Consider the following 17918-nt stretch of genomic DNA (forward strand, 5'->3'; position numbering starts at 1 on the left):
AAATGTCGCAGGAAACGCGCGGCATGATCGACCTCTGGTTTACAAGAATAGTCGTTCACGTTTCTCTAAAATTCTGAAAAGACGAAGTTTTTTGTCAAGTTTAGAGTCGTTCTAATCGACCTGCAACTTCCGCTCGCGGAGTTTTTAGTTGACACTAAATGTCCTGTTTTGCTTTATGCGCTGATACAGGGCGTTGCGTACGACAGGCGAGACGACATGCTGGTTTGCAGCTGCAATTTCATCACGGAAAAAGAGATCGAGGATACGATCATCGGCCTCCTCGACGAGGACTGTTGGCAGCTGATCGTGCCGGCGAAAGTCTATCACGCGATGGAAAAGCGCGGCCGTTGCTGCGGTTGCTTCCCCAATGTCGTCGACATCATCATCCGCACCACCGAGCAATATCACGCGCACCGCGACTCGACGGACGCCGAGATATTTGATTTCATGACCCGCCTCAAACAATTCCATGAGGATAATCGGAGGGCGGATCTTGAAAGGCGACAAAAAAGTCATCGAGCAGCTTAACGAAGCGCTCTATCTCGAACTCGGTGCCGTCAACCAGTATTGGCTGCATTACCGCCTCCTCGAAGACTGGGGTTACACGCTTCTCGCCAAGAAGGAGCGCGCAGAATCCATCGAGGAGATGCAGCATGCCGACAAGCTCGTTGCGCGCATCATCTTCCTTGAAGGCCACCCCAACCTGCAGACGGTTGCGCCGTTGCGCATCGGCCAGAACGTCAAGGAAGTGCTGAAGGCCGACCTCGCCGGCGAATACGACGCCCGCACCGCCTACAAGAAATCACGCGACATCTGTCACGCCGCTGGAGACTATGTCTCCATGAAGCTCTTCGAAGAACTGCTCGCCGACGAAGAGGGCCACATCGACTTCCTGGAAACCCAGCTCGAGCTGCTCGACAAGATCGGCGAAGAGAAATACGGCCAGCTCAACGCTGCCCCGGCCAACGAGGCCGAAGCCGACTGAGTTCGGCGCAATATTTGAAAGAAAGGCCGGCGATCTCGCCGGCTTTTTTGTCAGTGAGAACTGCTGCGCACTTTTGCGCCACACGCCTTACGGCGCGAGATGCGCGAAGGCCGTGACGACCTCCTCGTAGACCTTGCGCTTGAACGGCACGATCAGTTCCGGCAGTTCGCGCATCGGTTTCCACTCCCAGGCGTCGAACTCCGGCTCATGCCCGCCCGGCGGCGGGTTGATGGCGATTTCGTTCTCCTCGCCCTCGAAGCGGAAGGCATACCAGCGTTGTGTCTGGCCGCGATACTTGCCCTTGAGACCGATGCCGATCAGGTGCTCGGGCAGATCGTAGTTGATCCAGCCGGGCGCTTCGGCGAGCAGCGACACTGTGCTCATGCCGGTTTCTTCGTAGAGTTCGCGATAGGCGGCCTTCAGCGGATCCTCACCCTTGTCGATGCCGCCCTGCGGCATCTGCCATTGCTGCGGCGAGCCATCATATTCGGAATTGCCGACGGCGATGCGATGTCCAGCCCAGACGAGACCCGCGCGGTTCAGCACCATGACCCCTACGCAAGGACGATAGGGAAGGTCCTCCGCTCTGAGTTGTTTGTCCTTGTCTTTGCTCATCGGCTGCCTCTTCTTTACAATCGTCAAATCATCCTGTCGGGATGGCTGTAACCTAGTTCTGTTGCGGATCCTTGACGAGCGCGGAAACGCCGACGATCTCGATGCCGCGCCCCTGTGCCTCGCCGATCCAGGAGGCAATCGCGCCGACGCTTTCGTCGAAGGCGGAGGCGACGCCGATGGCGGTGCCATTGCGGCGCGCAATGCGCTCGAGCTCGTCGAGCTTCTTCAGGATCGCGCTGCGGCTGAGCTCCGTGTCGAGTGTCAGGTCGGCAAAGCCATGCGGCACATCGAAGGCATCGGCGAGCTTGCCCGAGAGCGATTGCGCCGAGGTACCGTCGTCGAGGAACAGCAGGCCGCGCTTGCCGAGATCGCGCATGACCGGCTCCAGCGCATCGGCATCCGACAGGAAGCGGCCGCCGAGATAATTCATGATGCCGGTATAATTGGTGATCTCGGCGAGGTTGCGGTGCAGTTCGGTCAGGTTCTTCTTGGCGCCGAGACCGATGCGCAAGGCGTTGGGACCGGGATCATTGGCCGGATAGTCGAACGGCTCCATCGGCACCTGCAGCAGGATCTCATGGCCGCTTCGGCGTGCCTCCTGCATCCAGCGCTGCAGGCTGTTTCCGGCGGTAGCAAAGCCCAGCGTCACTTCGCCCGGCAGGTCGCGGATCGCCCTCTGCGTTCCGGTCTGGCTGAGGCCGAGACCGCCGACGACCAGCGCGATGCGGGTGCCGCGCGCGCCGGACCAGGGCCGCGCATATTGATCCATCGGGCGCAGCCCGTCCGGACCGGTGATCGGCAGGCGCCCGGCGGGGCTCTCTTCCAGGAGATCGTCATTGGGCATGGCCGCCATGCGCGGATCCTGGCCGCGGATCGGACCGACATTGATGAGGGCAGGGCCCTTGCCGTCGCGGCCGCGCGGCGAAAACGTGGTAACGGTGGAACCGTCATCGGTGAGCGTATGTTCGACGTCGGCGCCGGAATAGGCGGTCCCCGGCTTCATCGTTCCGCCTACGCCCGATTGGCCATTATCTGCCTTCGCTGGTTTCTCGTCGGTGCCCTTCGCACTCTCGCTCGCCGCTGTTTCGGTCTGACCGCGCTTCAGCCCATCAGGCGCAAGGGTGCCCCACAGCGACAGTCCGACGACCGACGCAATACAGAGACCGAGTAGAGAGAACCCGAGCATGCGTCGGGGATTGCGCTTCGCCGCTGGCTTTACCCGCCGGTTCTGGCCCAGGGGGGCATTGAGATCAGTTCCCAAACGGAGCCTCGGTCGATCTGTGCGATGTTGCCGCTTCTGCACGCCTGCCTATGATCATAGTCGATCAAAGGACAAAACACGCAGCAATTCAAAGTGCTGCAGCGACCTTCGCGCATCGAGCAGGACGCGCGGCGCTGCAGTGCGAGGCGGCGCTGAGACGCTTCGCCTGTTCTTCCCTTAGCGCGCCGGTGGTCTGAGAATCAGTGGCCGCGACAGCGCCTGTACCCCTATAATTTAGCGGTGTCGCGTTGACCAGTGCATCTGCCTAGGGCGGAGGATGCGCCTTACTGAAATGCAGAGCGCCGCGTGTTCTTTCGAACACGCGGCGCTCTCAATTGCATACCCTGCAGGCTTACTTCTTGAGCTGCGCCTGTTCCGGGTTGGCCGGGAAGGTCGGATCCGTCTTCTTGCCACGCAACAGGTCGAGTGCGTAGTTGAGCTGCAGGTCGTCCTTTGTTTCCGGCGGCACATAGGCGACCGAGCCCGAACCTTCGTCGGTCTCGCTCTGACCCTGGATGTGACCGCGCAGGTCGGATTCGCCCTGAGCCTCGACCTTGCCGAGCAGTTCCGGCGGCAGCGGCTGTTCGACCTTGATGTCGGGCGAGATGCCCGTGCCCTGGATCGATTTTCCCGACGGCGTGTAGTAGAGCGCCGTCGTCAGACGCAGCGCACCAGCTTCGCCGAGCGGGATGATCGTCTGGACCGAACCCTTGCCGAAGGAGCGCGTGCCGAGAACGGTTGCGCGCTTCAGATCCTGCAGGGCGCCGGCGACGATTTCCGAAGCGGAAGCCGAGCCGCCGTTGACGAGCACGATCACCGGCTTGCCATCGGTCAGGTCGCCCGGCGTCGCGTTGAAGCGGCGGGTTTCGTCCGGGTTGCGGCCGCGGGTCGAAACGACCTCGCCACGCTCCAGGAAGGCGTCGGAGACGTTGATCGCCTGGTCGAGCAGGCCACCCGGATTGAGGCGCAGGTCGAGCACATAGCCCTTGAGCTTGTCGGCCGGCACTTCCGCCTTGATCTTCTCGATGCCCTTCTTCAGGTCGTCATAGGTCTTCTCGGTGAAGGAGATGACGCGCAGGTAGCCGACGTCGCCTTCGGTGCGAACCTTGACGGCGCGAACGGCGATGACGTCGCGAACGATCGTCAGTTCGATCGGCTTGTCCGCACCCTTGCGCAGGATCGTCAGCTTGATCGGGGTGCCGACGGCGCCGCGCATCTTTTCAACGGCGTCTTCGAGCTTCAGGCCACGAACGTCCGCACCGTCAATCTTCGATATGAAGTCGCCGGCAAGCACGCCGGCGCGAGCCGCAGGCGTGTCGTCGATCGGGCTCGTCACCTTGACGAGGTCGTCTTCCATCGTGACTTCGATGCCGAGACCGCCGAACTCACCGCGGGTCTGGGTGCGCATGTCCTCGGCGTCGGCCGAGTTCATGTAGCTCGAATGCGGATCAAGCGAGGAGAGCATGCCATTGATGGCGTTCTCGATCAGCTTGTCGTCCTGCGGCGGCGTCACATATTGCGCGCGCACGCGTTCGAATACGTCGCCGAAAATTGCCAGTTCGCGATAGGTCGAGGTGTTGGCAGCGACGGCCGGAACGACAGCCGAATAAACCACGCCCATCGCGGTCGCGCCCATGAGCGCTCCGACCAGAACAAGTGAAGCCCTACGTATCATTTCGCGCCTTTCCAACCTCTGCTGCGGTCCACCACGGTCGGGAATCAACCGGTTTTCCGTCTTTTCGGAATTCAATGTAAAGCGTCGGCCGGTCCGTTTCCAGCGCCAAGGCCGCAGCACTTGCGACTCTTTTTGCGCCCATCGTCGCCAGCGGTTCACCCGCCACGACGAATTGTCCGGTCTGCACGCTCACCGTCTCCATGCCGGACAGCACCACATGGTAGCCGTCACCAGGATTGAGAATGATCATCTGCCCATAACTGCGGAAATTGCCTGCATAGACGATCCAGCCATCTGACGGCGCAGTCACCAGCGCGCCGGGATTGGTTTCCAGCATGATCCCTTGCAGGGAGTGCCCCGTGCCATCGGCATCACCAAACTTTCGCAAAAGCGATCCCGCGGCCGGATAGGCAAGCTTATTCCTCAGCTCCGAAAACACGTATGCTGGCGCAATGCGGTTTTTGTCGGGCACGGCATTGCGGGCCAACTCGCGTGCCGCTTCGCGCTCGGCCTCGCTCATGCGCAGGCGCTCTTGCTCCTGGGCGCGGGCTGCTTCTGCGGCCTCTCGAACAGAGGCGATCTGGCTTTCGAGCGAGCCGATCAGGCCCTGGAGATTGGTGGCCTGGCTGGCAAGTTCTTGCGCCTTGCGCTGCTCGGCGGCGAGCTCGCTGGCGCGCGACTGGCGCAGCTTCTCCTTTTCGGCGACCAGCATCGACATGCGGCGCTCTTCTTCGACATTGGCCGTCATCGTCGCGGTCAGCTCTTCACGCTGCCGGTCGATGCCAGCGCGAATGTCGGCCAATGCCTTGAGGTCGGCCACCAGGTTTTCGGTTTCCTTGCGAAGACCGGGTACGACGGCGCCGAGCAGAATGGCGCTTCGCACCGAGGACAGCGCATCCTCCGGCGTCACCAGGATCGCTGGCGGCGGGTTGCGTCCCATCCGCTGCAGCGCGGCGAGAACCTCAGCAAGTACCCCGCGGCGCGAGTGCAGGGACTTTCGGACGGCGTCCTCCTTGGTTCGCAGATCGCTCAGTTTCTTCTCGCCGTCGACGATCTGTTGCTCAAGACCCTGGCGCTTCTTGGCGGAATCGACGATCGCAGCGCGCAGCGTCTCGTTGGTCTTGTCGATCTCGGCGATGGTCTCGGTCAGCGCGTTGGCGCGCTCCTGCGACAGCGTGATGGTCTTCGAAAGCGCGTCGAGTTCGCTGCGCGTGTTGTTGCGGCGAAGGGTGAGGTCGGCGGCAGGATCGGGCGGCCCCTGTTCCTGGCCGGCCATCGAGGCGCCGGGCGGCGTGACCTCCTGGGCGCCGGCCGGCAGGCCGATCGCCAGCGCGAGCGCAAAGGCCGCCGCTTTACGGGCAAGCCGTCCTGCGTCGTCTCTTCCCATGCTGAAAGCGCTGGTCCTGCCTCGGCGCGTCATCGGTTCGCGTGCGTCCATCCGGAATTATGAAGAAAAAACCTAATCTGATTTGTCGCGCACGACCAAGCATATTCTCGTTATCGGTGCGTGTTGCCGGGTGAAGTATCCCGCGGAAAACGGCCCACCTGGCCTAGACCCGATGATAGGGGTGGCCGGAGAGAATGGTGACGGCGCGGTAAAGCTGCTCGGCAATCAGGATGCGCACGAGCTGGTGCGGCCAGGTCATCTTTCCAAGGTTGAGCACCGCATCGGCGCGGGCGTGAAGGCTCGGGTCGAGGCCGTCGGCGCCGCCGATCGCAATCATCAGGTCGCGCTTGCCGCTGTCGCGGAACGTACCGAGGAGCGATGCAAAGCCTTCGGAATCGAGCGCCTTGCCACGTTCGTCGAGAAGCACGAGCAGGCTGCCTTCGGCAAGCGCCTTCTCAAGCTGGGAGGCTTCTTCCCGCTTGCGCGTGTCGGCATTGGAGGCACGGCTTTCGTTGACTTCGACGACGCGGGAAAGTTCCAGACCGATCGCCGGACCGGCCTTGGAAAAGCGATCGAGATAACGGGCCGCGAGATCCTTTTCCGGCCCCGCCTTGAGGCGGCCGACTGCGAAAAGTCCGATACGCATGACCTTACCCGTCCTCGCTTGCGCTGCAACGCACACTGCATAGTTCCTGAAATCGGATCGATTCAAGGAGAATCTTATGCCGCGTCCATGGAGCCTTGCAGCGTCGTTCGCGCCTGGTCCGGATAACGAGCCCAAAAGGTTACGATCAGTCGCAACAAACTTCCGGCTGACAACGCCGCGAGCGGCGCCAGCCCTTCAAATTCATGCATGACCGCATCTCGGCTCGTCCGGCACTCAGCTGCGCGGCGACCCGGTCGGTCTCAATGCAAGGTGCCGTCCTCGATCTCAGGAGCCGCCCACATCCTCTCGATGTTGTAGAACTCCCGGATCTCCGGCCGGAAGATGTGAACGATCACATCGCCGGTGTCGATCAGCACCCAGTCACCGCCTTCCAGACCTTCGACACGGGCATTGCCAAAGCCCCCGTCTTTCAGGTCGGTCGTCAGGTGATCGGCAATGGCCATCACATGCCTCGTCGATCGCCCGGAGACAACGACCATGAAGTCTCCCAGCGCCGATTTTCCGGCAATGTTGATGCTGACGATATCTTCTGCCTTCGAGTCCTCTAGGCTTTCGAGGACCAGTTGAAGCGCACGGACAGCGGCTTCGTCGCTAGATCCCGTGCTGCGCGGGAACGCGGAGACCGCATATCCCTTGGCGTGTGCTGTTGTCAGGGTCTTTCCTTTCCACATGAACAGAACAGGCACTATCGATTCGAACAAAGATCGAACCGTTAGTGAATGTAGGCATCAAACCGTAGCGGTTTCAAGACAGGAGAAGTGAATCATGGGAATTCACGTAGGCTTCACCGCCCGAAGCGCGGTCGAGCTCATCGATGAGCGAGGCCCATGGATGAAGGTCCAGGCGGGGGCTGCGTGATAGGCCAGACGGCGGGCGTCGTCCTCGTCGATGCGGGCATAGTCGAAGGTCCTGGCCATGCGCGAGGAGAGATAGGCGAGCGTCGAGCCCGGCCGATCGATGACGGCGATCGGGAAGGTGCGGGCGATCTTCTGCCAGTTCTGCCAGCGGTGAAAGCTCTTCAGGTTGTCGGCGCCCATGATCCAGACGAAGTGGATATCGCGGTTGCGGGCGCGCACCGTCTCCAGCGTGCGAGCGGTGTAGCTTTGGCCGAGCGCCTGTTCGAAGGCGGTCACCTTGATGCGCGGGTTGGGTGCGATCTTCTCGCTCATGGCGATGCGGTCTGCGAGCGGCGCCAGGTTGTTGTGGTCTTTCAGCGGATTGCCGGGCGTCACCATCCACCAGAGCTGGTCGAGCCCCAACCGCTGGATCGCCGTGTCGGCGACCAGCACATGGCCCTCGTGCGGCGGATTGAAGGATCCGCCGAAGAGGCCGACCACCATGCCGCTCTCGACATGGGGCATGCGCAGGTAGCGGGCGTTCACCTTGCCCGCGGTCACTTCAGGGCCTGACCTGTCCAGCACCACGCACCCGATACTTGAAGGAGGTCAGTTGCTCGACACCGACTGGTCCGCGCGCGTGCATCTTGCCCGTCGCGATGCCGATCTCGCCGCCCATGCCGAACTCACCGCCATCGGCAAACTGGGTCGAGGCGTTGTGCAGGAGGATCGCGGAATCGATCTCCGCAAAGAAACGCTCGACCACCGCAGCATCCTCGGCGATGACGGCCTCAGTATGGGCCGACGACCAGGTGGCGATGTGCTCGATGGCGCCCGAGATGCCGTCCACTAGCTTCACCGAGATGATGGCGTCGAGGTATTCCGTTGCCCAGTCTTCGTCGGTCGCGGCCTTCAGTCCGTCGACTGAGCCTGCGAGCTCATCCGACACACGCACTTCGCAGCCGGTCGCAAGTAGGGCGCTCAACAGTGGCTTGACCAGCCGCTCGGCGTCGTTGCGGTCGATCAGCAGCGTTTCGGCCGCGCCACAGATGCCGGTACGCCGCATCTTGGCGTTGACGACGATCTTTTCCGCCATGGCAAGGTCGGCCGAAGCGTCGACATAGATGTGGCAGAGACCTTCGAGATGAGCAAAGACCGGCACGCGCGCTTCATTCTGGACGCGGGCAACCAGGCTCTTTCCGCCGCGTGGCACGATGACGTCGATTGCGCCGCCAAGACCAGCAAGCATGGCGCCGACGGCGGCGCGGTCGGCGACCGGCACCATCTGGATCGCGTGCTCGGGCAGGCCCGCGGCCCTGAGGCCCTCGACGAGGCAGGCGTGGATGGCGCCCGAGGAATGGAAACTGTCGGAGCCGCCGCGCAGGATCACGGCATTGCCGGCCTTGAGGCAGAGCGCGCCGGCGTCTGCCGTCACGTTGGGCCGGCTTTCATAGATGACGCCGATGACGCCGAGCGGGGTGCGCACGCGCTCGATGTGTAGGCCGTTCGGCCGGTCCCATTCGGCAATCACGTCGCCGACCGGGTCCTTGAACTCGGCGATGGCGCGGATGCCGTTCGCCATGTCGCGGATGCGGCCTTCGGTGAGCGTCAGGCGGTCGATGAAGGCGCTGGCGACGCCGGTCTCGCGGGCATTTTCCAGGTCGATGGCATTGGCCGCCAGAATCTCGCCCATGCGCGCGACGATCGCGTCGGCCATGGCGATCAAGGCGGCATGCTTGCGCTCGGCGCCGGCGACGGCAAGCGGTCGGCTGGCGGCCTTGGCCCTGCGGCCGATTTCCAGCATGACGCTCTCGACGTCGTCCTTGTTCTTCACCTCGTCAAGCATGGACCTCATCCTTCCGGCTGCCCTCTTCTTGGGCGCGTTTTCCGGTCATCACCATATCGTCGCGATGCACCATGGCGGCGCGGCCGGCATAGCCGAGGATCGCAGCGATCTCGGCCGACTTCTTGCCGGCGATCTGGCGCGCTTCGTCGGCGTCGTAGCCGGCGAGACCGCGGGCGATCTCGCGGCCCGATGTGCCGAGAATAGCGATGGTATCGCCGCGGCTGAAGCTGCCGGTGACGTCGCGAACGCCGGCCGGCAGCAGGCTCTTGCCAGAGCGCAGCGCCTCTTCGGCGCCGGCGTCGACGCTGAGCGTTCCGGCGGGCAGCAATTGCCCGGCAATCCAGGTCTTGCGCGCGGTCACCGGTGAACCCGAGGGGGCAAACCAGGAGGAGCGGGCGCCTTCTTCGATTGCTGCGAGCGGATGGTTGGGCTTGCCGGAGGCGATGATCATGGCGCAGCCGGCGGTCGTCGCGATCTTGCCGGCATCGATCTTGGTGCGCATGCCGCCACGCGAAAGCTCGGACGCGGCACCACCGGCCATGGCCTCGATCTCCGGCGTGATCTCGGCGATCGTTTCGAGGAAGCGGGCATTCGGGTCGAGATGCGGCGGGGCGGTATAGAGCCCGTCGATGTCGGAGAGCAGCACCAGAAGGTCGGCGCCGACCATGGTGGCGACTCGGGCGGCGAGGCGATCATTGTCGCCATAGCGGATTTCGGTCGTTGCGACCGTGTCGTTCTCGTTGATGATCGGCACGGCACCGAGCTTCAGCAGCTGGTTGATGGTGGCGCGGGCATTGAGATAACGGCGGCGCTCCTCGGTGTCGCCGAGCGTCAGCAGCACCTGGCCAGCGACGATCGCATCGGTCGAGAGGCTCTCCGACCAGGCGCGCGCCAGCGCGATCTGGCCGACGGCGGCGGCGGCCTGGCTTTCTTCCAGTTTGAGCGCGCCCGCCGGCACGTTGAGCACGCTGCGGCCGAGCGCGATCGCGCCCGAGGAGACGACCAGCACTTCGACGCCCTTGGCCTTGAGATTGGCGATATCGGTGCACATCGCGTCGAGCCAGGCTTTCTTCAGCCCGGTGGCGCGGTCGACCAGCAATGCCGACCCGATCTTGATGACGACCCGGCGATACTTCAAAAGCGGCTTGCGGGTCTTGGTCATCTTAGAGGTTCTCCTCGCCGAAGCCTTCGCCGGCCTTGGCGGCGACGATGACGCTGCGCAGCGCCCTCAGCGCCTCGGTCATGCCCTTGCCGACTGCGGCGGAAAGCAGAAGGGGCTGTTCGCCACAGGCCTTTGCCAGCGCCTTGGCCTTCACCTTCAATTCGTCCTCGTCGAGCACGTCGATCTGCGACAGCGCGACGATCTGCGGCTTGTCCTCGAGGCCGCCGCCATAGGCTTCGAGCTCGTACTTCACCGTCTTATAGGCCTTGGCGACATCTTCTTCCTGGGCGGAAACCAGATGCAGCAGCACGCGGGTGCGCTCGACATGGCCGAGGAAGCGGTCGCCGATGCCCACACCCTCATGCGCGCCTTCGATCAGACCCGGGATATCGGCGATGATGAATTCGTTGCCGTCGATGGTCGCGACGCCGAGATTGGGATGGAGCGTCGTGAACGGGTAGTTGGCGATCTTCGGACGCGCACGGGTGCAGGCGGCGAGGAAGGTCGACTTGCCGGCATTCGGCAGGCCGACCAGACCGGCGTCGGCGATCAGCTTCAGCCGCAGCCAGAGGGTCTTCTCATCGCCTTCGAGGCCTGGATTGGCCCAGTTCGGCGCCTGGTTGGTGGACGACTTGAAGCGGGCGTTGCCGAAGCCGCCATTGCCGCCGGCGGCCAGCCGGTAGCGCTGGCCTTCGGCCACCATGTCGACGATCAGCGTCTCGTTGTCTTCCTCGAAGATCTGGGTGCCGACCGGCACCTTCAGCGTCACGTCGTCGCCGCCGGCGCCGGTGCGGTTGCGACCCATGCCGTGCTGGCCGGTCTTGGCCTTGAAGTGCTGCTGGTAGCGGAAGTCGATCAGGGTGTTGAGACCGTTGACGGCCTCCACCCAGACATCGCCGCCGCGACCGCCATCGCCGCCGTCCGGTCCGCCGAACTCGATGAACTTCTCGCGCCGGAACGAGACGGCGCCTGCGCCGCCGTCGCCGGAGCGGATATAGACTTTCGTTTCGTCGAGAAATTTCATTGGGCTGCCATCTGTTCGGTGTAGGTGCGCGGTCTTAATTTGCCGCCATCGATATAGGCGGTTTATTCGGAGGTCAAAGAATATCGTGCGGTTCGTCAGCTACAACATCCAATACGGCATCGGTCTCGACGGCCGCTTCGACCCCGAACGCATCGCGGCCTCGGTCGGGGACGCCGACATCATTGCGTTGCAGGAAGTAACGCGCGGTTTTCATCGCAACGATCACGTCGATCTCGTCGCCCGCTTCGAAAAGTTGTTCCCGGGTCATTTCGCGGCCTTTCACGCGCCCTGCGATATCGACGTCGGCTCGACGATCGAAGATGGCCGCCCCGTCAGCCGCCGCTTCCAGTTCGGCAACATGATCCTGTCGCGCTGGCCGATCCTTGCGACGCGGCTGATCCCCCTGCCACGCACCCGCACGATCAGCCCGATGAACCTGCAGCGCGGTGCGACCGAAGCGTTGATCGCGACGCCCGGCGGTCCGCTCCGGGTCTATTCCGTGCATCTCGATCATGTGCTTCCCGCCGAGCGCATCGCCCAGATCCGCTACCTGAAGGACCGGTTGCTCGGCTATCCGCTCGAAGGTGGCGCGATCACCGGGGCGGTCGATTTCGGCCTTGCCGAGCCGCCGCATCCGGAGGACTTCGTCGTCATGGGCGATTTCAACATGGAGCCGGAGACGCCGGAATATTGTGCCATGGTGGGTGCGCGCGATGCCTACTATGGCCGTTCGCTGCGGCTTGAGAATCCGGTCGACGTGCTTGCCCATCTCGGTCGACTGACGCCGGAAAGCTATAGCTGGATTCATCCCGAAAACCCCGAAAAACGCATGCACCTCGACTATTGTTTCTTAAGCGCCGGCCTCGTTCCGCGGTTGACGGACGCCTGGACGGAATATGACGCCAAGGGCTCCGATCACCTGCCAGTCGGCTTCACGCTTTCATGAAAAATCCCCCGCAAAGGCGAGCTTCGCGGGGGATGTCGTTCAATGCGGTCGGTGCAGATCGGCAGCGGTCAGCCGGGTTTCGATATGCGCGACCATGGCGTTGCGGGCGAGCGCATAGACCTGGGTGCAGCCGGTGATCTGAAAGCCGATCTTTTCCTGCACCTTCAGCGAGCCCGGATTGTCGGCAAAGACGCCGGAATGCAGCATCGTTTCCGGCATGCGGCGGAAGAAGCGCTCGACCGCGGCATAGACCGCCTCGGAGGCAATACCCTTGCCCCAGTAGAAGCGGTTCAGCCAGTAGCCGACATTCCATTGGCCGTGCCTGAGCTCGATGCCGACGCAACCGATATGCACGTCGTCGCCAGTGGTGACGGCGAATGTCCAGTCGGGCGTCAGGCCTGAGGTCTGCGCCGTCAGCCAGTCGAGCGCATCCTGCAGGTCGTAGGGCGCCGGAACGCGCGCAAGCATGCGCGCCACCTGGAAATCGCCGAGCGACTGGGCGATCGCCTCGGCGTCATTTCGCCGGTGCGGGCGCAGGACAAGACGCTTCGTCTCGATGACCGGGCAGGGCCCGGGACCGGGGCGGGCGACGACCCGCTGGCGTTCGGAAACGAGCGCGTTCATCGCATGCCTCCCCAGCTTCTCAAGGAGACCCAGGTCTTGCGGTCGAGCCGGTACCATTCGACAGCGATCGAGCCGCCGAGCGCCAGGCTGCCGACCATGCCGCTTCCCTGGAACTGGAAGCCGCACTTCTGGATGACCCGGCGGGATGCGAGGTTCATGACCCGGCAGCGCGCATCGATCTGGTCGATATCGCGGGTGCGGAAGGCCATGTCGGTCAGGACCTGGGCCGCCTCGGTGGCATAGCCCTGGTTCCAGTATGGTTCGCCCAGCCAATAGCCAAGTTCCGCCGTCTTGCCGTCGGGATGCGGCTCGATACCGCAGCAACCGAGAAATGCGCCATTGTCCGCCTTGGTAATCGCGTAGACGCACTTGCCAATCGTGCCGGCTTTCGCGCGTCGCACGAAGTCGGCGGCATCGGCCGTCGTATACGGGTGCGGCATGCGCGAGACCATGGTCGCGACATTGGCATTGTTGGCAAGATGGGCAAGGGCGTCGATATCGTCTTCATGGGGCGCGCGCAGAACGAGCCTGGGTGACAACAATATCGGGCAATCGGTCCTTGACCGTTGGGGCCTCAGCCTCTGCTCGGGAGACCGGGATTGGTCTTCCCTCAACAACTCGGTTTGCATGGTTTCCTCCAGAAACGAAAAAGGGGAGTTGGGTATTGCCCCATCTCCCCTTTGAAGTCTGGCTTGGAACCATCAGGTGCGTCAGCCGGGTCGATGAGACGCCGGCTGTTTTAGAGCGCTACCGGCTTATTCCGCTGCTTCGGCTTTCGGCATTACAGACACGTACACGCGGCCATTGGCCTTCGTACGGAAGTCCACATTGCCGGCCGTAAGTGCAAAAATCGTGTGGTCCTTACCGAGGCCGACATTGGCGCCCGGATGCCACTTCGTGCCGCGCTGGCGCACGATGATGTTGCCTGCAACGACGTTTTCGCCGCCGAACTTCTTCACGCCAAGGCGCTTGGACTCAGAATCGCGACCGTTACGCGACGAACCGCCAGCTTTTTTGTGTGCCATTGGTGTTCTCCTTTAAACCTTAGATCCCTGAACTCAGTTTGCAGCGGCTTCGGCGGCAGCTTCGGTCTTCTTCGAAGCCTTCTTCGCCTTGCCACCGGCAGCAGCGATGTCCAGGATGCGGACGGTCGTCTGGTGCTGGCGGTGACCGCGCGAGCGCTTGGAGTTCTGGCGGCGACGCTTCTTGAAGGCGATGACCTTCTTGGCGCGACCCTGTTCCACAACTTCAGCGCTGACAACGGCGCCTTCGACAAACGGAGCACCGATGGTTGCATCGGCGCCAACGCCGACCATCAGGATCTCGGTGAATTCGATCTTGTCGCCTGCAACGCCTTCCAGCTTTTCGATGGTGAGGACGTCGTTGGCGGCCACGCGGTACTGCTTACCGCCGGTCTTGATGACTGCGAACATTTTTTATCCTTTCATGTTCGATCCGGCTCTCTGCCCGAGGACAAGGCCGTCTTTTTGTCAGTCGACAGTTGAGTGGAATGCCCAAAAGGATATCCACCGGTGAAAGGGCGCAAATCACACCCGATGCGGAATGGCCAGGCCACACCACTTCATTGCGCGGATTACAAGGAATCGCGCGTGTGTGTCAAGGCGAAAGCAACAGAGCCGTTACATATTCTTCAAACAGGCACTTGCCAGCACCCGAATCTGCCGCTATGAACCCGACCGCGCTAACCAAGCGCCGACCAGCAAAGCGGAGAGGTGGCTGAGTGGTCGAAAGCACCGCACTCGAAATGCGGCGTACGGGCAACCGTACCGTGGGTTCGAATCCCACCCTCTCCGCCATATTTTCTTCGACTCAATCGTCGCAATCATGCCGCAGTTCGTCAAACGGCCAGAGATGGCGGCGCGAATCTCGTAGTTCCGTCAAAGGCCCGTTGCACGACGTGACCTGCTCCGGCAGGGCCTGCGTCAGGCGACTTTCAGAGCTACCGATATTTCCGACAAGGTAGCTTTCTCCGCGTCGCTCACCGCAACGCCGCCAAAGCCCATGAAGCCACCTTCCTTGGCGGCCTCTGCCACCCGTTGGCTGATCTGGTACAGCCATGCGGCGAATGCCCCGGCGTCGCCGGGCGCCTTGGTCTCGACGGTGGTTCGGGCCTGCCGCAGCGTTTCAATGCAACGAGTCTTCATTTCTTGGGGCTTGGTACCTTTGAGTTTTGCCTGCAGGCCGTCGCGGGCGGCGGTCCGTCCTTCCGAGGTTTCGAAGTCGGCGACAAGCGCTTTGACAAGAGGATTTGCGGCATCCGATTTTGCCTGCAGAAGCGCGCTGCTATTGGCGATGCCCTCCTTCAGCATACCCCAGAGGCCGCTCGGCTCTGCCGCCGTCACGGCAATGCCGGCCATCATCACGCTCTCCAAGAGCAGCGTCCATTCTTCCGAGGTGAATGTCGATTTGTCAGCCATGGCTGATCCTCCTTCGTTCGATTTTGTCGATGACAATTGCCGCCGGTCCGCGCAGCGCGCAAAAGGCCGGCGGTCTCTCTCTCTCTCTCTCTCTCTCTCTCTCTCTCTCTCTCTCTCTCTCTCTCTCTCTCTCTCTAGCCGCTCTGTCAGGCCGACAGGCCGGCGAGCTTGGCCTTCAATGCGTCGATCGTCGGCTTTAGGATGTCTGAAACGCCGGGGATGGCCAACACCTTGTCGAACAGCCCGTTGAGCGTCGGCATCATCGGCCCGACCAGTGCCGAAAGGGCTGCCTTTTGCTCGGCAGACAGTTGCCCGGCCGTGCTGCCTACCTTGTCGAACCCGCCTGAGATCTCCTCCAGGCCATTGGCTTTTCCTCCACGTTGATGTCGTCGGACATCGACAGCACTCATGGAGCGGTCGCCCGACGGCGCGGCAATTGGCTGCAAACAATTCGCGTTTGTCTGATTATCGGCTGCGAGACCGGTTCGTCTGGAACCCTCGGCGCGAAAATATTAGCACTTGTGGATGTATTTGCCCAGTTCTCGGCAACTTGCGGAAACAGCGGCGCTCGGGGCAAGCAACACGCGCCACGGTGCGCCCGCATTTTGACCGACCCATGGCCTGTCGCTAAAAAGGGAGCGAGGCGGGCGGACGTTCTCCAGCTCGTAGGCCGGATTTCCCGGTCGGAGCGGCAGCGTCGGTGACTGCTCACAGTCGGATCCCCGGCCCCACGAGGGGTCAGGGATCTTGTCAGTCTTGCCTTACTTCTTCGGTGCTTTCTCCGCAGGTGCCGGGGCCTGTAGGTCGCCGAGCAGCGAGGAAATGGCGTTCTCGCCGTTGAAGCCGGCCTCCTTCAGCAGCTGGTCGAGGACCGGCTTGTTGGCCTGGTAGGCGAGTAGCTGGCCCGCAAGGCCGTCGCCGAGGCCGATGCCGTTCTTGGCGCCTTCGCCGCCTGCACCGCGGCCGAGCATGCCGCCGGTGTCGAAGATGCGGATGTCGGAGATCTTCTCGATCGGCTTGACCGCTTCAGCCAGCGCTTCGGGAATGATGCGGATGCGCTCGCGTAGGATCTCGAACTCGATGATGGCGGAGCTCAGCTTGTTGCGGGCTTCGTTGAGCAGGGCCTCGCTTTCGGCCGCGGCCTTGCCGGTTTCGAGCACGCCCTTGGCCTTGATGATGGCCGCTTCGGCTTCGGCGGTGGCGAGCGTCTTGATCGCATCGGCCTGGTCGAGGGCCGCCTGCTTTTCGGCTTCGGCGCCAACGGTCACGGCCGTTGCTTCGGTTTCGGCGTTCTTGCGGGCGTCGATGACGGCGATCTGGCGTTCGCGTTCGGCGATTTCCACGGCCTTTGCGGTTTCGACCTTTTCTTCTGCGGCAATCGCCAGGGCGCGGGCGTTTTCGGCCTTGGCCTTGGCTTCCGATTCCTCGCGGCTTTTGTTGGCGACGGCGATGGCGCTTTCCTGAGAGACGATCTGCAGGTCGCGCTTGGCTTCCGTGTCGCGCTGCTGAACAGACCGGGTCGCGTCGATGTTGGCGTTTTCACGAACCTGCTTGGCGGTCGCCTCGCGCTCGGCAATCGCCTGTTCGGTGGCAATGCGGGCTTCTTCTTCCGCGCGCTTGGCGGCCTGCTCCTGCTGCGCGGTTTCGGCCCGGGTGGCGGCCGACTTGTTGGCGATGTCGCGCTCCTGGTTCAGTTCCGCCTCGCGCTTGGTGCGCTCGATCGCCAGCGATTGCTGGCGCGCTTCCAGGTCCTTCTGGGCGATGGCGACTTCGGTGTCGCGGACGATCTCGTTGCGCTCCTTCTTGCGGCCCTCGGTGATGCGGGTCAGCGCCGCCAGACCATGGGCGTCGAAGAAGTTGTTGGCGTTGAAATGCTTGATATCCGTCTGGTCGAGGCGGGTCAGCGAGACCGATTCGAGCTCGAGGCCGTTCGACTGCAGGTCGGCGCCGACTGCTTCCTGCACCGCCTTGACGAAATCCATGCGCTGCTCCTGCAGCGCGTCGAGGCTCATGGTGGCGGCAACCGAGCGCAGGCCGTCGACGAACTTCGCCTCGATCAGCACGCGCAGTTGCTCCGCGTCATTGGTGCGGTCGCCGAGCGTCTGGGCCGCAAGCGCGATCGAGGAGGCATCGGGTTTCACGCGGACATAGAATTCCGCGCCGATATCGACGCGCATACGATCCTTGGTGATCAGCGCGTCGCCTTCGCCGCGGCGGACCTCGAGGCGGAGCGTCTTCAAGTTGACGCGGGCGATCGAGTGGAAGATAGGCAGCACGATGGAGCCTCCGTCGAGGACCACCTTCTGGCCGCCGAGGCCGGTGCGCACATAGGCTTCATCCCGGCTCGAGCGGGTATAGAGCGATGCAAGAACAAAGCCGATGCCGAGGATCAGGACGATGCCGATGCCGGCCGGCACCAAGAGTTCGTAAAACATGGTTGCTCCGATGAGGA

The 17918-nt window shown here is 62.8% G+C and carries 20 protein-coding genes and 1 tRNA gene; 4 read left to right on the forward strand and 17 right to left on the reverse strand.

Going from position 1 to position 17918, the window contains the following annotated elements; all coding sequences use genetic code 11:
- Positions 1–216: 216 nt before the first annotated feature.
- Complete coding sequence (locus ASE60_RS28490) at positions 217–528, forward strand: (2Fe-2S)-binding protein (RefSeq protein ID WP_057254958.1); 312 nt, start codon at positions 217–219, stop codon at positions 526–528.
- Positions 494–985, forward strand: coding sequence for a bacterioferritin (bfr, locus tag ASE60_RS28495; protein WP_034802698.1), 492 nt, complete (start codon positions 494–496; stop codon positions 983–985). The genes ASE60_RS28490 and bfr overlap by 35 nt, the downstream gene beginning before the upstream one ends.
- 87 nt (positions 986–1072) lie before the next feature.
- Here the strand turns inward: bfr and ASE60_RS28500 are convergent, their stop codons facing one another.
- From ASE60_RS28500 to obgE, 10 genes are all read right to left on the reverse strand, one after another.
- Positions 1073–1600, reverse strand: coding sequence for an RNA pyrophosphohydrolase (locus ASE60_RS28500; RefSeq protein WP_057254959.1), 528 nt, complete (start codon positions 1598–1600; stop codon positions 1073–1075).
- Positions 1601–1652: 52 nt separating this feature from the next.
- Entirely contained in the window at positions 1653–2861 is a 1209-nt protein-coding gene (locus tag ASE60_RS28505; protein WP_057254960.1) for a divergent polysaccharide deacetylase family protein, read from the reverse strand.
- Between the two features lie 352 nt (positions 2862–3213).
- Complete coding sequence (locus tag ASE60_RS28510; protein WP_057254961.1) at positions 3214–4536, reverse strand: S41 family peptidase; 1323 nt, start codon at positions 4534–4536, stop codon at positions 3214–3216.
- A complete protein-coding gene (locus ASE60_RS28515; RefSeq protein ID WP_057255096.1) occupies positions 4526–5923 on the reverse strand; it encodes a murein hydrolase activator EnvC in 1398 nt (465 codons plus the stop codon). The genes ASE60_RS28510 and ASE60_RS28515 overlap by 11 nt, the downstream gene beginning before the upstream one ends.
- A gap of 163 nt (positions 5924–6086) precedes the next feature.
- On the reverse strand, positions 6087–6569 hold the full coding sequence (gene rlmH, locus ASE60_RS28520; RefSeq protein ID WP_057254962.1) for a 23S rRNA (pseudouridine(1915)-N(3))-methyltransferase RlmH: 483 nt from the start codon (positions 6567–6569) through the stop codon (positions 6087–6089).
- 260 nt (positions 6570–6829) lie between these two features.
- Entirely contained in the window at positions 6830–7261 is a 432-nt protein-coding gene (rsfS, locus tag ASE60_RS28525) for a ribosome silencing factor (protein WP_057254963.1), read from the reverse strand.
- Positions 7262–7363: 102 nt separating this feature from the next.
- On the reverse strand, positions 7364–7972 hold the full coding sequence (locus ASE60_RS28530) for a nicotinate-nucleotide adenylyltransferase (RefSeq protein ID WP_082616199.1): 609 nt from the start codon (positions 7970–7972) through the stop codon (positions 7364–7366).
- 16 nt (positions 7973–7988) lie between these two features.
- Positions 7989–9272 carry a glutamate-5-semialdehyde dehydrogenase gene (locus tag ASE60_RS28535; protein ID WP_057254964.1) on the reverse strand — a complete coding sequence of 428 codons (1284 nt, stop codon included), beginning with the start codon at positions 9270–9272 and terminating at the stop codon, positions 7989–7991.
- Positions 9265–10434: a glutamate 5-kinase gene (proB, locus tag ASE60_RS28540; protein ID WP_057254965.1), complete on the reverse strand. Its 1170-nt coding sequence runs from the start codon at positions 10432–10434 to the stop codon at positions 9265–9267. Before proB ends, ASE60_RS28535 begins: the two co-directional genes overlap by 8 nt.
- A gap of 1 nt (position 10435) precedes the next feature.
- Complete coding sequence (gene obgE, locus ASE60_RS28545) at positions 10436–11458, reverse strand: GTPase ObgE (protein ID WP_057254966.1); 1023 nt, start codon at positions 11456–11458, stop codon at positions 10436–10438.
- Between the two features lie 85 nt (positions 11459–11543).
- Here obgE and ASE60_RS28550 point away from each other — a divergent pair, with 85 nt between their 5' ends.
- Entirely contained in the window at positions 11544–12404 is an 861-nt protein-coding gene (locus ASE60_RS28550) for an endonuclease/exonuclease/phosphatase family protein (RefSeq protein WP_057254967.1), read from the forward strand.
- A gap of 39 nt (positions 12405–12443) precedes the next feature.
- Here ASE60_RS28550 and ASE60_RS28555 read toward each other — a convergent pair whose 3' ends face one another.
- The 4 genes from ASE60_RS28555 to rplU all read right to left on the reverse strand — a co-directional run bounded on the left by ASE60_RS28555 (position 12444) and on the right by rplU (position 14461).
- Positions 12444–13028 carry a GNAT family N-acetyltransferase gene (locus ASE60_RS28555; RefSeq protein ID WP_057254968.1) on the reverse strand — a complete coding sequence of 195 codons (585 nt, stop codon included), beginning with the start codon at positions 13026–13028 and terminating at the stop codon, positions 12444–12446.
- Complete coding sequence (locus tag ASE60_RS28560) at positions 13025–13657, reverse strand: GNAT family protein (RefSeq protein ID WP_034802649.1); 633 nt, start codon at positions 13655–13657, stop codon at positions 13025–13027. Before ASE60_RS28560 ends, ASE60_RS28555 begins: the two co-directional genes overlap by 4 nt.
- A gap of 126 nt (positions 13658–13783) precedes the next feature.
- On the reverse strand, positions 13784–14053 hold the full coding sequence (gene rpmA, locus ASE60_RS28565) for a 50S ribosomal protein L27 (protein WP_037470908.1): 270 nt from the start codon (positions 14051–14053) through the stop codon (positions 13784–13786).
- A 33-nt stretch (positions 14054–14086) separates the two neighbouring features.
- On the reverse strand, positions 14087–14461 hold the full coding sequence (gene rplU / locus ASE60_RS28570; protein ID WP_057254969.1) for a 50S ribosomal protein L21: 375 nt from the start codon (positions 14459–14461) through the stop codon (positions 14087–14089).
- A 294-nt stretch (positions 14462–14755) separates the two neighbouring features.
- On the opposite strand from rplU, the gene ASE60_RS28575 reads away from it, so the two are divergent.
- Positions 14756–14845, forward strand: a tRNA-Ser gene (locus tag ASE60_RS28575).
- Between the two features lie 126 nt (positions 14846–14971).
- On the opposite strand, the gene ASE60_RS28580 is transcribed toward ASE60_RS28575, so the two are convergent.
- The 3 genes from ASE60_RS28580 to ASE60_RS28590 all read right to left on the reverse strand — a co-directional run bounded on the left by ASE60_RS28580 (position 14972) and on the right by ASE60_RS28590 (position 17901).
- Complete coding sequence (locus tag ASE60_RS28580; protein WP_309140417.1) at positions 14972–15409, reverse strand: hypothetical protein; 438 nt, start codon at positions 15407–15409, stop codon at positions 14972–14974.
- Positions 15410–15612: 203 nt separating this feature from the next.
- On the reverse strand, positions 15613–15876 hold the full coding sequence (locus ASE60_RS28585; protein WP_057254971.1) for a hypothetical protein: 264 nt from the start codon (positions 15874–15876) through the stop codon (positions 15613–15615).
- 351 nt (positions 15877–16227) lie between these two features.
- Complete coding sequence (locus ASE60_RS28590) at positions 16228–17901, reverse strand: flotillin domain-containing protein (RefSeq protein ID WP_057254972.1); 1674 nt, start codon at positions 17899–17901, stop codon at positions 16228–16230.
- Between the last annotated feature and the right edge of the window lie 17 nt (positions 17902–17918).

The sequence above is a fragment of the Ensifer sp. Root278 genome (genome assembly GCF_001429285.1).
Lineage (GTDB): Bacteria > Pseudomonadota > Alphaproteobacteria > Rhizobiales > Rhizobiaceae > Ensifer.

Excerpts from the sequence above, each read along its gene's own strand:
- proB (WP_057254965.1), bottom strand. The coding sequence starts at position 10,434 with ATGACCAAGACCCGCAAGCCGCTTTTGAAGTATCGCCGGGTCGTCATC.
- ASE60_RS28515 (WP_057255096.1), bottom strand. The coding sequence starts at position 5,923 with ATGGGAAGAGACGACGCAGGACGGCTTGCCCGTAAAGCGGCGGCCTTT.
- ASE60_RS28510 (WP_057254961.1), bottom strand. The coding sequence starts at position 4,536 with ATGATACGTAGGGCTTCACTTGTTCTGGTCGGAGCGCTCATGGGCGCG.
- rsfS (WP_057254963.1), bottom strand. The coding sequence starts at position 7,261 with ATGTGGAAAGGAAAGACCCTGACAACAGCACACGCCAAGGGATATGCG.
- rpmA (WP_037470908.1), bottom strand. The coding sequence starts at position 14,053 with ATGGCACACAAAAAAGCTGGCGGTTCGTCGCGTAACGGTCGCGATTCT.
- ASE60_RS28535 (WP_057254964.1), bottom strand. The coding sequence starts at position 9,272 with ATGCTTGACGAGGTGAAGAACAAGGACGACGTCGAGAGCGTCATGCTG.
- ASE60_RS28590 (WP_057254972.1), bottom strand. The coding sequence starts at position 17,901 with ATGTTTTACGAACTCTTGGTGCCGGCCGGCATCGGCATCGTCCTGATC.
- ASE60_RS28490 (WP_057254958.1), top strand. The coding sequence starts at position 217 with ATGCTGGTTTGCAGCTGCAATTTCATCACGGAAAAAGAGATCGAGGAT.
- rlmH (WP_057254962.1), bottom strand. The coding sequence starts at position 6,569 with ATGCGTATCGGACTTTTCGCAGTCGGCCGCCTCAAGGCGGGGCCGGAA.
- obgE (WP_057254966.1), bottom strand. The coding sequence starts at position 11,458 with ATGAAATTTCTCGACGAAACGAAAGTCTATATCCGCTCCGGCGACGGC.
- ASE60_RS28560 (WP_034802649.1), bottom strand. The coding sequence starts at position 13,657 with ATGCAAACCGAGTTGTTGAGGGAAGACCAATCCCGGTCTCCCGAGCAG.
- rplU (WP_057254969.1), bottom strand. The coding sequence starts at position 14,461 with ATGTTCGCAGTCATCAAGACCGGCGGTAAGCAGTACCGCGTGGCCGCC.
- ASE60_RS28500 (WP_057254959.1), bottom strand. The coding sequence starts at position 1,600 with ATGAGCAAAGACAAGGACAAACAACTCAGAGCGGAGGACCTTCCCTAT.
- ASE60_RS28585 (WP_057254971.1), bottom strand. The coding sequence starts at position 15,876 with ATGAGTGCTGTCGATGTCCGACGACATCAACGTGGAGGAAAAGCCAAT.
- ASE60_RS28580 (WP_309140417.1), bottom strand. The coding sequence starts at position 15,409 with ATGATGGCCGGCATTGCCGTGACGGCGGCAGAGCCGAGCGGCCTCTGG.
- ASE60_RS28555 (WP_057254968.1), bottom strand. The coding sequence starts at position 13,028 with ATGAACGCGCTCGTTTCCGAACGCCAGCGGGTCGTCGCCCGCCCCGGT.